Origin of the sequence: Paenibacillus marchantiophytorum (assembly GCF_014640555.1) — a bacterium.
In the GTDB taxonomy this organism is placed as follows: Bacteria; Bacillota; Bacilli; order Paenibacillales; family NBRC-103111; genus Paenibacillus_E; species Paenibacillus_E marchantiophytorum.
Genome location: NZ_BMHE01000021.1, coordinates 57,709 through 71,052, shown reverse-complemented (window position 1 = coordinate 71,052; position 13,344 = coordinate 57,709). Strand labels below are relative to the sequence as shown.

Here is a 13,344-nt window from a genome sequence, read left to right as displayed (position 1 = left end):
TCTACTCCCTTAAGAGTTAACAAAGTAATCCTTGTTAATATCACTAACCGGCTTTGGTTCAGGACTGAACATGGCCTCAGCCATCCGAATTGATTTGAGCAATGCAGTCGCTTTATTCACCGTTTCTTGGTACTCACTTTCAGGAACCGAATCCCAGACAATGCCAGCCCCAGCTTGAACGTAAGCTTTGCCATTCTTGAAAATAATCGTACGGATCGTGATGCAGGTGTCCATATTCCCTGAAAACCCTAGATAGCCGATCGCTCCGGCGTATGAACCGCGGGACTCTGGCTCCAATTCAGCAATAATCTCCATAGCTCGCAGCTTGGGAGCTCCAGAAACTGTCCCCGCAGGCATGCAGGATAGAAAAGCATCGAAGAAATCTTTATCTTTGGCAATTTTACCCGTTACATTGGAAACGATGTGCATGACGTGCGAGTAGCGTTCAATATCCATAAAAGTATCGCATTTCACTGTCCCGAATTCGGAAACACGACCGATATCATTCCGTCCCAAGTCAACCAGCATCAAATGCTCCGCACGCTCTTTCTCATCGGCAAGCAGCTCATGTTCCAGAGCTAAATCCTCAGCAGGCGTCTTGCCTCTCGGCCGGGTGCCAGCGATCGGCCGCGTTTCAACCTTATCCTCTTCGACACGCACCAGCAGCTCTGGCGATGTGCCTACGATAACTTCGTCATCCATTTTGAGCACATACATGTAAGGCGAAGGATTCATAGTGCGAAGCACACGATACACTTGCAGCGGTGAAACACTCGTTTCAATCTCAAAACGCTGCGATAGCACCACTTGAAAAATATCGCCTGCACGAATATATTCTTTGGCTTTGTTTACATTTGCGATGTATTTCTCTTTGGTAATATTAGAACGAATTTCGCCGAGATCCGGTTCGCTGACGATCGGATTATGAGTCATCGTGTCATAGCTCAGCGGACGCTTAATTTTCTCAATTGTAGCATCGATTTTGGCGCAAGTCGCTTGGTAAGCATTGACGATGTCAGCATCCGTTGCAAACTGCGGCACATGTACGTTGGAGATAACCTTAATCTGCTGCTTGAAATGATCGAATACGACGACTTGATCACAGAACATGAATTGGATATCGTTCATCTGCAAATCATCAATCTGATGCGCGGGCAGTTTCTCATAATATTGCAGTAAATCGTATCCGAAAAAGCCGACAGCACCACCCGTAAACCTCGGCAAGTCCGCTAGCTGCGGACTGGAATACGAACGCAAGTAAGCTTTCAACACGTCGATGGGCTTCTCATCGGTAATCTTATTCTCCGTGTGAGTTTCAATCATCGTTTTTCCATGCTTCGCCTTAATCATTAAGAAGGGATCGCTGCCGATGAAGGAATAACGAGCCCATTTGACGCCGCCCTCTACACTTTCCAATAGAAATGCTCGCTTTTCTTGATACAGATGTTGAAAAACACGTATCGGCGTTTCGGTATCCGCTAATAAATGGCGCACAACCGGAATGAGATTATAATTTTTGGCTAAACGAATCACTTCTTGAATTTCAGGTGTATACATGGAAACATCCCCTCTCAGCTTACGAGCAGCTCGTCTTTGCGGTGCTCATCCCTCTATTTGGTGAATCAAAAAAACCTCTACCGGAGTAGAGGTTGACTTTAGTTACAGTAGAAGATCAAGAAGAATATGAAAAAAGAAGACATGGCTATGTATGAAGAAATAGACGGCTCCCTGGGAGTCGCAATCCACCTATACATACCTCTGTTACCTTTTCTCAGCTCATCTGGGCTCAGCTCTACTCGACTAAACTCTGCTCTACTTGCCTCAACTCAACTAATTCCACTATACTACCGTGTTGCTTCATTTGTCAATTTAACAATATCAGGTCTTAATGCCTTAGCTTCCTTTAAATAAACATGGTTGATTTCGGCTTGGCTTTTCGTTGTGTTGACCTGCACCATTAAACGAATGCATTTGGGCAATGAATTCTCAACCGGTACCTCAAGTGAACACATGAGTGGAACTAATTCCCAACCATCCAACGTACGAATCGCGCGCGCTGGGAACGTTGCTGTAATATCCTGAGTCACCGTAATGAATACGGAACAAATATCTTCCGGATGAAAATCATTGGCTTCTACAATAGCACGCAGCAATTCTCCGGTAGCCGTTAAAATTTCTTCTGCTTCATTATGTTCAACCGTCGTCGCACCACGAATTCCCCTCAAGAACATGAACTAACTCTCCTCTTTTAGAAGCTCGACAATTTCTCTGACTTGATGAACGGTAACATCCTTGCGGATTTCCACTTTACCGATTTCCGTCGGAATAATATAAACCATCGTGCCTTCTTTGAATTTCTTATCATGCGTCATAGCGCTCATAATGCTGTCTGTATCCAAATGAGCAGGTATGCGAACTGGCAAGCCATACTTTTGGAACATATCTTTGGTTACTTTGTGGATTTCTTCCCCGTATCCGAACTGCTGAGCGAGCTTGGCTGCGCCAACCATCCCAATCGCGATGGCCTCGCCATGCAGCAATTCCCCATAACCAGCAACAGCTTCCAGCGCATGCCCAATCGTATGTCCTAGATTGAGGATCGCACGCAGATCGTTTTCTCGCTCATCTTGAGACACCACGATCGATTTCACTTTACAACCTATGTATAGCGCATAACTCAGCGCATCCGGATCAAGGTCAAGCAGCTCATCTGCATGATCAGCGCACCACTGCGTGAATTCCGCGTCCCAAATCAAACCATGCTTGATCACTTCCGATAGTCCCGCTTTTACTTCGCGGGGCGGCAGGGTTAACAACAATTCGATGTCGAACAGCACGAGTTCGGGCTGGTGAAACGCCCCGATGATGTTCTTCGCCATCGGATGGTTCACTGCCACCTTGCCTCCGACAGAGCTGTCGTGGGCAAGGATCGTCGTCGGGATCTGCACGAAGCGGACCCCGCGCATGAAGCTCGCCGCGGCGAAGCCGGCGAGATCGCCGACCACGCCTCCGCCCAGGGCCAAGATCGCCGAACTGCGATCAAGGCCCGCCTGGAGGGCGGCTGTGATGATTCCCTCGAGCTGCGCGAGGGACTTGGATGTTTCGCCTGCCGGGACGACGCAGGCTGTAACCGCGAAGCCGCCTTCGCGGAGCAGCGTCAAGACGCGCTCCAAGTGCAGAGGAGCCACAGTCTCATCGGTCACGATGAGCAGTGGCGACTTGCGGCTAAGCTTCGCACGGTCGAAGTATGCAACGATTTGGTTAATAATCCCTTGACCAATATAAATCGGATAGGACCTTTCGCCAAGTTCTACCGTGAGTTCTCTCATATTAATAGCTCTCCACTTGAGCTAGGAAGTTCGTCAAGTTCGCACGAATTTCCTCGATGGAGTCGCCGCCGAATTTGTCCAAGAACGCATTCGCAACTTCCCATGCGATGACATTTTCCATAATGACGCCTGCAGCCGGCACCGCACAGGTATCGGAACGTTCCACTTGAGCAGTGAAGACTTCCTTCGTATCGATGTCTACGCTTTGCAGCGGTTTGTAGAGCGTTGAGATAGGTTTCATTACACCGCGAACGATAATTTGCTCGCCAGTCGTCATACCGCCTTCGAAACCGCCTGCGCGGTTCGTTCTACGTCTAAAGCCCTCTTCCTGCGTGTACAAAATTTCATCATGCACATTGGAGCCTCTGCGTTCAGCCGCTTCGAAGCCAATTCCAAATTCAACACCTTTGAAAGCTTGGATCGAAAGTACGGCTTGTGCGATTTTACCGTCCAATTTGCGATCCCATTGCACATGGCTGCCAAGACCTACAGGTACACCCTCAATGATAACTTCAACAATTCCGCCAAGTGTATCGCCATCTTCTTTGGCTGCGTCAATAGCCGCGATCATTTGAGCTTCTGCTTCTTTATCCACAACGCGTACTGGCGATTCTTCTGTAAGGCGAATAAGCTCATCAACAGGAAGCTCTTGACGCTTAACTTCAACATCGCCAATTCGAATCACTTGTCCTGCGACTTTAATCCCGAACTCAGCAAGCAATTGACGTGCAACCGCTCCCGTTGCTACACGCATAGTCGTTTCCCGCGCGCTTGAACGCTCCAGAATGTTGCGTAGATCCTTTTGATTATATTTAAGACCGCCGTTCAAATCGGCATGACCAGGACGAGGACGATTAACACGACGTTTGCCTTCGTTGTCCTCTTCAACAGGCTCAATGCCCATTACGGTTGTCCAATGTTTCCAATCGTTATTAACAACAACAAGGGCAATTGGAGCTCCAGTTGTTTTGCCATGGCGCACACCGCCTGCAATCGTCGCTGTATCTTTTTCAATCTGCATCCGACGGCCGCGACCATACCCCTTTTGACGTCTATGTAGTTGAAAATTAAGATCTTCAAAGTTAAGGGTTACATTGCTCGGAAACCCTTCAATAATCGCAGTAAGCTGCGGTCCATGCGTTTCACCTGCTGTTAAATATCTCACTATCCGTTCCCCCCGTATCCAACACTTTAGCGCTTTGACGCGCGATTACCTTTTGTCATTATAGTATAGCTACTGAGGTTTGGCAACAGCACAAACGCAAAAAACACGCCTCGCATCTAAGGTAAAATCCCTTTAGCGTAAGCGTGTCAACATCTGATCAGGAGCTCTATTATCCGAGCATCGGCTGCTTTTGGACAACTCTTGGAAGTTCTGCCATCTGGGGATCATTCATCAATCCCGTAATCTGTGACGAATCGACGCCCAAAATTTGCGCACACTCCTGAATAGAAATCATTCCCCTGCGATAAGCGGTGATCACCTTGCGTTTGTCCATATGAGCCCCCTAAGAGTTTCTGCCTCAGCAAATAACGATACCGTAAACTTAGCTGATGTTCTTCTAGAATTACTTGTTGCATCAGGATAAGCTTAGACTTTGTTACTCTTAGTATTGGAAGATATGGAAGATCTTATACACCCTTCTTGCGATAAAAGAAAGTATCTGCTGGTTCCAGATCGTATTGCGCGGGTGAAAAGATTTGCTCTGTTGAACCCACGAACAATAACCCGCCTGGTTTAAGTGCTTTGGAAAACTTTTGATACAGGACATGCTTGGCTTCTTCTGTGAAATAAATAATTACATTCCGGCAAACGATGAGGTCGAACCCAGCATCAAAGGTATCGACGAGCAAATTCTGCTTCTGAAATTTAACCGATTTCTTCAAATCATCTGTAATATGGTACATCAGTTGATCTTGACGGAAATATTTCTTCACATATTTGTCCGGAACATCTCTTAAAGAGCGATCCAGGTATACCCCTTTGCGCGCTTTCTCCAGTGCCCCGTCATCAATATCTGTGGCAAGCAGTTGAACTTCATTCAGTGCCCCTTGCTCTGCCATGATCATAGCCAGCGTATAAGGTTCTTCCCCTGTTGAACAAGCGGCGCTCCATACTTTCAACCGACGGTTCTTCTTCAACATATCCGGAACAAATTTCTGTTCAACCAATTCCCAACGATTCGGATTGCGCCAGAACTCCGAGACATTGATGGTCATGCGATCCAGGAATTCATAAAATAACTCTTTATTTTTCATCATCGCATCGAAGAAGCTGACGAAGGTATCGTATCCGCGTTTCATCCGCAATGTGGTCAATCGTCTTTTCATCTGCGCTTCCTTGTATAGGGCTAGATCAATGGACGTATGTTCTTTTACTTTTTTTATAAATAACAAAAAATCTTGATCTTCCATGTTGTCCACCCACCTCGGTCATATTCTCTTCCATAACATTCTGTAGGCGACTCCTAGAATCCTTCACGAAACGACAAAAAAAGAACCTGCATCCAAAAAGATGCCAGATTCTTAGTTCTTTACTCCTATTAAATCCATTGTTGAATCACTTTGCTGTATGTAAGTAGCTCGTCCGGCTGAAAAAAGTTGCCGATTTCACGCTCAGCGCTTTCCGGGGAATCCGACCCATGAATCAGATTGAAATTCGTATGTACCGCATAATCACCGCGAATTGTTCCAGGAGCAGCTTCCAATGAATTGGTTTTGCCAATCACTGTGCGCGATAGTGGAATCACTTGATCGCCTTCCCACACCATTGCAAAAACCGGTCCGGATGTGATGAAGTTCACCAGTCTTTCGTAGAAATCTTTCCCTTTATGCTCGGCGTAATGGAACTCTGCTTGCTCCCTTGTAACAACCGTCAGTTTGCTACCTACGAGTTGAAAACCCTTCTGTTCGAAGCGTTTTACGATTTCACCGATAAGACCGCGCTGTACACCATCTGGTTTAACCATCAAAAACGTTTTTTCCATATAAGGACTTCCTCCTTAGCTAAGTATTTACCACTACTTTACACTTTTTGGCTGCATTACTCAAATCGTCAACGGTCTGACTAATAAGAACGGTTGCCAAAGAAATGGGCGATTTCAATCAAATCTTTCTTGGCTTGCGTATTCGGCAGCAAATCTAGTGCGGCAATCGCTTTATCAATGTACTTCTGCGAAAGCGCCTCCGCTTGCTCAATTCCTTTGCTGTTGCGGATCGCATCCAAGAAGCGAGTAACATCCGTTTGCCCATCCAACTTATGTATGCGTTCTAATTCGGTTAAAATAAATGGCTTGAGTGCTGGATCCTGCATAGCGATCAATACGGGGAGCGTTATATTCCCTTGTTTTACGTCACTGCCTGGAGGCTTGCCGATTTGTTTCTCGGTTCCGATCAAATCTAGAATATCATCGCGGATTTGAAAAGCCATGCCTGCATTGTAACCGAAGGAATACAGCTTGTTGCAGATCCATTCAGGCGCATCAGCAGCCACGGCTCCTAATTGGCATGATATAGCAATTAACAAAGCCGTTTTACGTCTAATCCGCAATAAATAGTCTCTGATGGTTTGTTCAGAATGAAAAAAGAAGCGAATTTGTTCCATTTCTCCAATCGACATCTCAACAATGGCTTTGGACATAATCTGATGAACAGCAGGCTTAGGAATTTGTGTAATGACGCCAAGTGCTTTGGCAAAAATATAGTCCCCCGTAAACATGGCAATCCGGTTATCCCATTTGGAACGGACTGTCAGCTGTCCGCGTCTAGTATTCGCATCATCAATCACATCGTCATGAACGAGGGAAGCCATGTGAATCAATTCCAACGGCACGGCAACCCGCTTCATCGTTTGCAGTTGATAGTCCCCGAACTCTCCAGATAACAAGACGAAAACAGGGCGGATCCGTTTGCCGCCTGCTTTCAATAAATGCACGGACGTTTCTCTTAACATCGAATACTCCGTATAGACGCTTTCTTCGAGTTCTTTTTCGATTGCTGCTATATCTTTTCTCTTTCTTGTATAAATGTCCATTAAATTTTTCATTCAGTCACCCGTGCCACTTTATTCTCTGACCATAAAGAGATACTTACTGGCTTCGGCAGGAAACCAAGCTCATAACAGTACTTGTAATAGGTAGCAAGTCCTTCCCATTGTTCCGTCCCGAAATCGTAACATAACGTATGAAAATAATGATGCCAATATTCAGCTGTTCCGCCGACCGTACTTTGCGCTTTTTGAATCATTTCATCCGGGTTAAGATGAGCTTTGGCCTTGCTCGCCATGAAAGCATTGAAAGCTTCGGCTACCAATTCCGGATATTGCTCCGCGGTTTGCTTGCGGATCGCCCACACAGCGAAGGATATCCATTGTCCAGTCCATTTGGCCCATTCTTGCCCAAGATCGGTAATCATATACGCTGTGTTGCGCCAATTCTCCTTAATCGCATCATCACCGATAAGTAAAGCAGCATCTGCCTCTTTCATCATTTGAGTAATGTTGGGCTGTGCATATTCGTAAGTTGGCTTCCCTTTGTAGAACTTTTCCAGAATAATCTTGAGCAGGTTCACAGAGGTAGCCGAAGTTGTTGGCAGTACAATTCGGCCATTCGCAATCTCCCGCAGCGGCTTCTCATGGAAAAGCAGAATCGAGTTCACCTCTCCATATGCGCTAACCGATAAATCTGGGTACAGAAGATACTGCTCAAAAGATTCCCCATAAGCAAAAGAGGATATCGGCCCCATATCGATGTTGCCTGCCGCCATAGCTTTATTCAACGAAGTTGGCACCTGTTCGATAATATCGACTTCTGTACTGTTCATCAATTCGGGAAAATAATAATAAATGGGCCAAACATTCGTGTAATTAATCCGGCCTATGCGTATTTTAGGGTCTAGGTTGCTCATGGTCTTCTCCCCATCTCCGATACAAGGAATGCTCGATTTCCATGCTGTCCAACACTTTACCCACCAAAAAATCGACCATCTCCTCGATGGAGCGCGGACGATTATAGAAAGCGGGCATAGCCGGCAGCATGCGTACGCCCATTTTGGACAAGGTCAGCATGTTTTCCAAATGAATGGCATGCAAGGGCGTTTCCCTTGGTACCAGAATTAATTTTCTTCCTTCTTTTAACATCACATCGGCCGTGCGTTCGAGTAAATTATCGGATGAACCATGCGCAATGCCAGACAACGTGCCCATGGAGCAAGGGATGACTACCATCCCTTTGGTCCGAAACGAACCACTCGCAACACTTGCCCCGATGTCGGCAATCGGATGAAACTCATATGCCCCTAGTCGATTGCCAAAATGCTGCTGCAGCATTTCTTTGCGTTTGGTAACTTGCCAATCTAGTTCATCGTGCAGGACTCGCCAGCCAGCCTCTGTAATGATCACATGCACCTGCATGCCCAGATCCAAGAGAACTTGGATTAACCTTACACCGTAAGCAGCCCCGCTCGCGCCCGTAATCCCGATGACCCAATTCCCACTCATGAATGCTGCCTTACAAGCACATCAATCAAAGTGAAAGCGAACATAACCAGACTTAACACTCCGTTCATTGTGAAAAAAGCTGTATTCAGCTTGGACAAATCTTGTGGAGAAACAAGTCGGTGTTCCTTGTACAGAATCACGTAAGCAATAACGAGACCAATCAAATAGAACCAACTCAAATGAGTAATAAAGAACAAGGCGACTAAGCCAACTGCGGTTAGAACATGTAAGATCCGCGCCGTGTTTAAGGCCGCTCTGATGCCAAAGCGACTTGGCAAGGAGTGCAGACCTTCCTTCTTATCAAATTCAGCATCCTGACAGGCATAAATCAAGTCAAACCCTGAACTCCAACATACAACTGTCAAATAGAAAATGAAAGAGGACCACGTGAAATGACCCGTAACAGCAATCCAACCGCCGAGTGGCGCCAGTCCCAAGGTAAGACCTAGGAAAAAGTGGCATGTCCACGTAAAGCGTTTGGTATACGAATAAAAGACAAGAAAAAACACTGCGATTGGCAGCAGCTTCATGGATAAAGCACTTAAATTGGATGTTGCCCAGAAAAGCAAGGCAAATGAGATGATGATATAAATAATAACCTGTTGAATCGAAATAAGTCCTGCTGGAATTGCCCGATTTTCTGTCCGTGGATTCTTCTTGTCAATTGCTTTGTCAATCACACGATTCAAGGCCATCGCGGCCGTTCTTGCCCCCACCATTGCCAACGTGATCCAACCAATTTGAGCCCAGCTGGGCAGATGTCCATTTAATACAACGGAGCCGAGAATAGCTCCCATGAATGCGAATGGTAAAGCAAAAATACTGTGTTCGAATTTAATCATTTCCAAAAAGATTTTTAATTTAGTAAGCATATGCTGATTACACTCCTGATTTCGTTTTCCCCTTGGTGCCTACATGTAATGCTGCAACTCCACCTGTTAACGGATAAGCTTGAACACTTTCTAAACCTTGCTTCTTAAAGATGGCCGCCAATTGCTTATGATCCGGAAATTGCACCAAAGAATCCGGCAGCCATTTGTATTGCTCATACTTTTTGACAATTAATCTGCCCAAGAAAGGCAGCACACGTTGAAAATAAAAATAATAAATGGACTTGAAAGGCTGCCACGTCGGCTTGGACAACTCCAACGACACAACTAGCCCTCCTGGCTTAACGACACGCTGCATTTCACGAATGACCTGCTCCAGATCGGGCACATTGCGAAGCGCAAATCCGATCGTCGCATAATCAAACGTATTGTCGTCATAAGGAAGACTCATCGCATTGCCGCGAATCAGCTGGATCTGCTGTTCCAAGTGAAGCTGTTTAATTTTCTCAGCGCCATAATCGAGCATGTTCTGGCTAAAATCCAAGCCAACCATTTGGCCGCTGCCGCTTGCTTGCGCCAAGCTAATCGTCCAGTCACACGTTCCACAGCACAAATCAATCGCGGTTTGTCCTGGCTGTACATTCATCTTCTTCATCGTGAATTTGCGCCACGCTTTGTGCCGGCGAAAACTTAGAATACTGTTCATCAAATCATACTTGGGGGCAATGCTTTCAAAGACGGAATGAACGAATTCCTCTTTGGATTTTGACTTCTTCGTTTCATTGGTAGCTTTTGTCATACTCATCTGTTTGTTCACCTCAAATTTCTTCCAATACTTTGGATGGTTTCGCTAAAAACCGGAGAAACGGCTCCCCTATGTGAAACAGTTCACTTATTAGTTTGTCCGAGTCCAGCTGCTGCACCATGGTCTGCAATTGCTTGGTATGGGCATCAAGCATGTTGTATAGCTGCGATTTGATATTGTACTTATGCAAGAGTGTGCGAACTTTGGCTTGATCGGAATCTTCCGCTTGCAACTGCTTTCGTTCTTCTTTGGAACCTATCTGCAAGATATGCCAGAAGCCCCAACTCCACCGAAAGTTATCAACGGAATCGACTCGGAAAATTTCTTCAAAGATCATTTCACACTTGGCATAGCTGCGGAATATATCCGGCCACGCTTGATCATACGCCCCAGACATAAGGTCAGAGAAAGACAAAAAAAGCTGAGATTTAATTTCCACGGACTGGTGGACGTAATCTTCTGCCGTCAATTTCATTTGTTTCATTTTGATATACACATTCATCTTTAAACGATTCACTTCACAGATGGCATCAGATAACTGCTTGATCATCTCAATTTGCCCTGCTTGAGCCAACAGATGATAGAATCTGGAACTAAAGTAATCGCCTGCCAGAACCTTTAGCTGCCTGGATCTTGCTGCCTTCTTCTCTTTGATATCATTGGATGCCGTCACCATATCATGCGTGTCCAGACCAAGCTGTACCAGAGACGTTGCCAGCGTGTACAACTCGCTTAGCTTGCTTAATTTACTGTTTCCATTCAAAAAGGCAAACAACAGACGTGTGCGGAGCTCCGGAAAATCGGGCAAGTCTGTGTGAATTTGGATCATATCGTACTCTGTGTACTGCTTGGCGATCTCTGGGATCCGATAAGAATTCATGCAAAAGCCTCCGTAACCGTGTGCCAAATCTCTTCAACATTCTTCGATGTTTCAATTCAAGTCATTATATCATAACACGTAAATAGAAGCACTTTAATTATAACGGATATTTTTGCTGCCATCTCGACGTATAGGTGAGTCGGAATCGATTCTGCAATTGCTGTTCCAATTGGATCAAGCTAAGGTCACTCGCATTCTTCTCCATATCTTTCCCGTTTTCGCGTTCAGCAACCATCGCCAGCACAAGCTGCGTTGAGGCCGATTCTTTGGAACCTGAATAGTCTATGACACGCACCCATACCTGATCCACATTTTTGGTTTTGGACAGCATCGTTTGAGCAAGCGTATATAAATCCCGATAGACTGAGACAGAATCTGCATTCTTAGGCAAACTCAAGTCAAGTGACATGCGTGAATGGCTAAGCTCCACTTTACGTATCCTCAATTGTAACGGTACTTGAACGAGAAGATCAACCACATTCTCATTCGTCAACTGTCCTGCCCGATTGCTTGACCAATTTGAAGGCGCGTGAAGGCCTGTGGAGCGATCCATTTGGGGAAGCAAAGACAAACAGATCACCATAGCAACGGATATCCCTAAAGTCAACACAATGCGCATCGTCCATTTCATGCAAAACACCTCCTACGCGATTCCAAGAGCAAGTCTTATTTCGTAGCGTTTGCATGTTGCAAGCTCTATACACCATTGTACAAAGAAAAAAAGCAGGCTATGCCTGCTTTTTAAATTATTCTTCCGTATCGATCGTTCCGTATTTCGTCATGATCAATGCTTTTCCCCGCACTTTGACAGCTGAGGTGTGCTCGGTAAACTGAGCGATCATCACTTCACCCTTGTCCAATTTCTCCGTATGATGAAAGCGAGTATCTTGACCGCGGGTTAGTCCGATGACATGCACGCCGTTATCCTTGGCTTTAATAACGAAATACTCGTTGCCATTCGAATTCGCGGGATTTGTTTTATTGTTGGGTTGTTCCACTGTCCATCCTCCGTTCTCGCCTAATCTACAAACACTTATCTAATGATGCCAAATAAAGGTGCAGGAAGTCAACTCACATTACGCGGAAAGCTCATTACCAGGAGTTTTCGGACTCTTTTGATAAAAACGCTTGAATTTGGCAGGCAGAATCCGATTGGAACCCACACGAATCAATAGATCAGACAGCTTTACCGTCCCATAAGCGAACAGCATACCAGCGAACACGTCAATCAACCAATGAATCTGCAAATACAACGTTGAGAATATTATGGATGCACAGTATGTGACCATCATCGTTTTGAAGATACGATCCTTCTCCCTCAATGCCAGCAGCAGCATGGCAAAGGAAATGGATGTGTGCATACTAGGGAAACAATTCATCACAGCAACAAGCAAGGAATTCTCGTCGGCAAACACACGATGCAGAAGATCCGGTTGTTTATTCACATACCAAACCTCGTGCAGCAAAATTAAATTGTAAAAGGGCAGAATTAACGGGAACTGCAGCATATGCCCAGATAACGCATAAGATAGCATTTTCTTAATACTGCGTGTCCAGAAGCTTCGCACGATGCAGATCCACAGCGATAAAACAAAACCGTAATTATAAATCCATACCATCGCTCGATCCAGAAAAGGTGTTGCAATCCATCTTGCCCACCCTCCCGTATTCAGTGGGATAGCATTCATATACGCATCCCAGTGCCACGGATGACGGTTATTCTCAAACATCCAATTGGCGATTTTCCACCAAAAGCCATTGCCCGTTCCATAGAAGTAATAAAAAACACCAAGAAGTGGAATACCAAAGATAAAAAAACGTCTCCAATCCACATCGATCTGATCTTTGCGGACACCTAGCAGGCATATAAGCAGTAGAATCCAGCATTCCTTGCTCCAGTTTCCAACAACACCGATCCGCCAAACCAAATAAATAGAAGCAATAATGCCGAACATCGTCCAATCTTGCGATTTCACGATCTCATTCAATTTCACCTTACTCAA

16 protein-coding genes are annotated in these 13,344 nt (G+C 45.5%); all 16 read right to left on the bottom strand.

The window, feature by feature from the left end:
• Window positions 1-9: 9 nt before the first annotated feature.
• The 16 genes from trpE to IEY34_RS19625 all read right to left on the bottom strand — a co-directional run bounded on the left by trpE (window position 10) and on the right by IEY34_RS19625 (window position 13,335).
• A complete protein-coding gene (trpE, locus tag IEY34_RS19700; protein ID WP_189014299.1) occupies window positions 10-1,557 on the bottom strand; it encodes an anthranilate synthase component I in 1,548 nt (515 codons plus the stop codon).
• Between the two features lie 287 nt (window positions 1,558-1,844).
• Window positions 1,845-2,231 (bottom strand): chorismate mutase, encoded by a 387-nt coding sequence (gene aroH, locus IEY34_RS19695; protein ID WP_189014297.1) that lies wholly within the window; start codon window positions 2,229-2,231, stop codon window positions 1,845-1,847.
• Window positions 2,232-2,234: 3 nt separating this feature from the next.
• Window positions 2,235-3,329 carry a 3-dehydroquinate synthase gene (gene aroB, locus IEY34_RS19690; RefSeq protein WP_189014295.1) on the bottom strand — a complete coding sequence of 365 codons (1,095 nt, stop codon included), beginning with the start codon at window positions 3,327-3,329 and terminating at the stop codon, window positions 2,235-2,237.
• Window position 3,330: 1 nt separating this feature from the next.
• Complete coding sequence (gene aroC / locus IEY34_RS19685; RefSeq protein ID WP_189014293.1) at window positions 3,331-4,494, bottom strand: chorismate synthase; 1,164 nt, start codon at window positions 4,492-4,494, stop codon at window positions 3,331-3,333.
• A gap of 169 nt (window positions 4,495-4,663) precedes the next feature.
• Window positions 4,664-4,828 (bottom strand): hypothetical protein, encoded by a 165-nt coding sequence (locus tag IEY34_RS19680; RefSeq protein WP_189014291.1) that lies wholly within the window; start codon window positions 4,826-4,828, stop codon window positions 4,664-4,666.
• A gap of 133 nt (window positions 4,829-4,961) precedes the next feature.
• Entirely contained in the window at window positions 4,962-5,744 is a 783-nt protein-coding gene (locus tag IEY34_RS19675; protein ID WP_189014290.1) for a CheR family methyltransferase, read from the bottom strand.
• 128 nt (window positions 5,745-5,872) lie between these two features.
• On the bottom strand, window positions 5,873-6,316 hold the full coding sequence (gene ndk, locus IEY34_RS19670; RefSeq protein WP_189014288.1) for a nucleoside-diphosphate kinase: 444 nt from the start codon (window positions 6,314-6,316) through the stop codon (window positions 5,873-5,875).
• Window positions 6,317-6,396: 80 nt separating this feature from the next.
• Window positions 6,397-7,374 (bottom strand): polyprenyl synthetase family protein, encoded by a 978-nt coding sequence (locus tag IEY34_RS19665; RefSeq protein ID WP_189014286.1) that lies wholly within the window; start codon window positions 7,372-7,374, stop codon window positions 6,397-6,399.
• On the bottom strand, window positions 7,371-8,234 hold the full coding sequence (locus IEY34_RS19660) for a menaquinone biosynthesis protein (protein WP_189014284.1): 864 nt from the start codon (window positions 8,232-8,234) through the stop codon (window positions 7,371-7,373). The genes IEY34_RS19665 and IEY34_RS19660 overlap by 4 nt, the downstream gene beginning before the upstream one ends.
• Window positions 8,215-8,826: a UbiX family flavin prenyltransferase gene (locus tag IEY34_RS19655; protein ID WP_189014283.1), complete on the bottom strand. Its 612-nt coding sequence runs from the start codon at window positions 8,824-8,826 to the stop codon at window positions 8,215-8,217. Before IEY34_RS19655 ends, IEY34_RS19660 begins: the two co-directional genes overlap by 20 nt.
• Window positions 8,823-9,698 carry a UbiA-like polyprenyltransferase gene (locus IEY34_RS19650; protein WP_189014282.1) on the bottom strand — a complete coding sequence of 292 codons (876 nt, stop codon included), beginning with the start codon at window positions 9,696-9,698 and terminating at the stop codon, window positions 8,823-8,825. The genes IEY34_RS19655 and IEY34_RS19650 overlap by 4 nt, the downstream gene beginning before the upstream one ends.
• Window positions 9,699-9,705: 7 nt before the next feature.
• Complete coding sequence (locus IEY34_RS19645) at window positions 9,706-10,455, bottom strand: demethylmenaquinone methyltransferase (RefSeq protein ID WP_189014387.1); 750 nt, start codon at window positions 10,453-10,455, stop codon at window positions 9,706-9,708.
• A gap of 19 nt (window positions 10,456-10,474) precedes the next feature.
• A complete protein-coding gene (locus IEY34_RS19640) occupies window positions 10,475-11,341 on the bottom strand; it encodes a heptaprenyl diphosphate synthase component 1 (RefSeq protein WP_189014281.1) in 867 nt (288 codons plus the stop codon).
• A gap of 97 nt (window positions 11,342-11,438) precedes the next feature.
• Entirely contained in the window at window positions 11,439-11,972 is a 534-nt protein-coding gene (locus IEY34_RS19635) for a hypothetical protein (protein WP_189014280.1), read from the bottom strand.
• Window positions 11,973-12,087: 115 nt separating this feature from the next.
• Window positions 12,088-12,339 carry a trp RNA-binding attenuation protein MtrB gene (gene mtrB, locus IEY34_RS19630; protein WP_189014279.1) on the bottom strand — a complete coding sequence of 84 codons (252 nt, stop codon included), beginning with the start codon at window positions 12,337-12,339 and terminating at the stop codon, window positions 12,088-12,090.
• 78 nt (window positions 12,340-12,417) lie between these two features.
• Window positions 12,418-13,335, bottom strand: coding sequence for a phosphatase PAP2 family protein (locus tag IEY34_RS19625; RefSeq protein ID WP_229757737.1), 918 nt, complete (start codon window positions 13,333-13,335; stop codon window positions 12,418-12,420).
• Between the last annotated feature and the right edge of the window lie 9 nt (window positions 13,336-13,344).

Coding starts and splice junctions, on each gene's coding strand:
- trpE (WP_189014299.1), bottom strand. CDS start 1,557: ATGTATACACCTGAAATTCAAGAAGTGATTCGTTTAGCCAAAAATTAT.
- aroH (WP_189014297.1), bottom strand. CDS start 2,231: ATGTTCTTGAGGGGAATTCGTGGTGCGACGACGGTTGAACATAATGAA.
- aroB (WP_189014295.1), bottom strand. CDS start 3,329: ATGAGAGAACTCACGGTAGAACTTGGCGAAAGGTCCTATCCGATTTAT.
- IEY34_RS19680 (WP_189014291.1), bottom strand. CDS start 4,828: ATGGACAAACGCAAGGTGATCACCGCTTATCGCAGGGGAATGATTTCT.
- IEY34_RS19675 (WP_189014290.1), bottom strand. CDS start 5,744: ATGGAAGATCAAGATTTTTTGTTATTTATAAAAAAAGTAAAAGAACAT.
- ndk (WP_189014288.1), bottom strand. CDS start 6,316: ATGGAAAAAACGTTTTTGATGGTTAAACCAGATGGTGTACAGCGCGGT.
- IEY34_RS19665 (WP_189014286.1), bottom strand. CDS start 7,374: ATGAAAAATTTAATGGACATTTATACAAGAAAGAGAAAAGATATAGCA.
- IEY34_RS19660 (WP_189014284.1), bottom strand. CDS start 8,234: ATGAGCAACCTAGACCCTAAAATACGCATAGGCCGGATTAATTACACG.
- IEY34_RS19655 (WP_189014283.1), bottom strand. CDS start 8,826: ATGAGTGGGAATTGGGTCATCGGGATTACGGGCGCGAGCGGGGCTGCT.
- IEY34_RS19650 (WP_189014282.1), bottom strand. CDS start 9,698: ATGCTTACTAAATTAAAAATCTTTTTGGAAATGATTAAATTCGAACAC.
- IEY34_RS19645 (WP_189014387.1), bottom strand. CDS start 10,455: ATGACAAAAGCTACCAATGAAACGAAGAAGTCAAAATCCAAAGAGGAA.
- IEY34_RS19640 (WP_189014281.1), bottom strand. CDS start 11,341: ATGAATTCTTATCGGATCCCAGAGATCGCCAAGCAGTACACAGAGTAC.
- IEY34_RS19635 (WP_189014280.1), bottom strand. CDS start 11,972: ATGAAATGGACGATGCGCATTGTGTTGACTTTAGGGATATCCGTTGCT.